The following is a 1,197-nucleotide window of genomic DNA, read 5'->3' as shown; positions in this document are numbered from 1 at the left end:
GGGCAGGGGAATCGCATGTGAGCGTTCTCTGTAAGGCATTGCGAATTGGGCAGAAATCGATTCTGAAGGTGGCTCCTGAGTTGGAAGGAGCGGCCGATGGATCGATTCTCGGAGTGCTTCGAAGATCTGCCCGACCCGCGGGCGGACAATGCGCTGCATGATCTGACAGAGCTTTTGTTCATTGCGCTGATGGCGACGTTGTGCGGAGCGACGAGTTGCACAGACATGGCGCTGTTTGCACGGCTGAAGGCCTATCTTTGGCAGGACGTGCTGGTGCTCAAGCATGGGCTGCCGAGCCACGACACGTTCAGTCGTGTGTTCCGCATGCTCGATCCAAAGGCGTTCGAGACGGCGTTCCGGCGCTTTATGGAAGCCTTCGCCGAAGGCGCGAAGATCGCACGGCCGCAAGGCGTGATCGCCCTGGATGGCAAGGCGCTGCGGCGTGGCTACGAGCGCGGCAAAAGCCACATGCCGCCGGTCATGGTGACGGCGTGGGCGGCTCAGACACGCATGGCAGGCCAATGTTCTGGCGCCGAACAACAACGAAGCCGCCGGTGCCTTGCAATTGCTCGAACTTCTGCAACTCAAGGGGTGCATCGTGACGGCCGATGCGCTGCACTGTCATCGCGAAATGGCCAAGCAGATCGTGGCGCGGGGCGGCGATTACGTGCTGGCGGTCAAGGACAACCAACCCGCTCTGCTGGCCGACGCCAAGGCGGCGATTGCTGCAGCGGCGCGCAAGGGCAAGAAGCCGGTTACGACCACCGATGCAGACCATGGGCGCAAGGAAAAGCGCAGTGCGCTTGTCGTGCCGGTCAAGGACATGGAGAAGACGCACAACTTCCCTGGCCTCACAGCCGTCGCGCGGATCCGCAGCAAGCGCGGCAAGGATAAAACCGTCGAGCGCTACTTCCTGATGAGCCAAAATTACAGCCGCACGGAGGTTCTGCGCATCGTTCGCACCCATTGGACCATCGAAAATGGCCTGCACTGGCCGCTCGACGTCATCCTCGACGAGGATCTGGCCCGCAACCGCAAAGACAACGGCCCGGCCAACCTTGCCGTACTCAGAAGACTTGCCCTCAACGTGGCCAGGGCTCACCCTGACACCACCATCTCCTTGCGCCTCAAGCTCAAGCGCGCCGGGTGGAACGATGCCTTTCTTTTTGAGCTCCTCGGCCACATGCGATAGCCCTG

General features: G+C 61.4%; 1 pseudogene. It reads left to right on the top strand.

The features are described from left to right. The first annotated feature begins 96 nt into the window (after nt 1–96). Nucleotides 97–1,192, top strand: a pseudogene (locus tag IVA91_RS33680) (ISAs1 family transposase). The last annotated feature ends 5 nt before the right edge of the window (nt 1,193–1,197 follow it).

Source organism: Bradyrhizobium sp. 153, assembly GCF_023073835.1.
In the GTDB taxonomy this organism is placed as follows: Bacteria; Pseudomonadota; Alphaproteobacteria; order Rhizobiales; family Xanthobacteraceae; genus Bradyrhizobium.
This window is presented reverse-complemented; position numbering and strand designations above follow the sequence as displayed.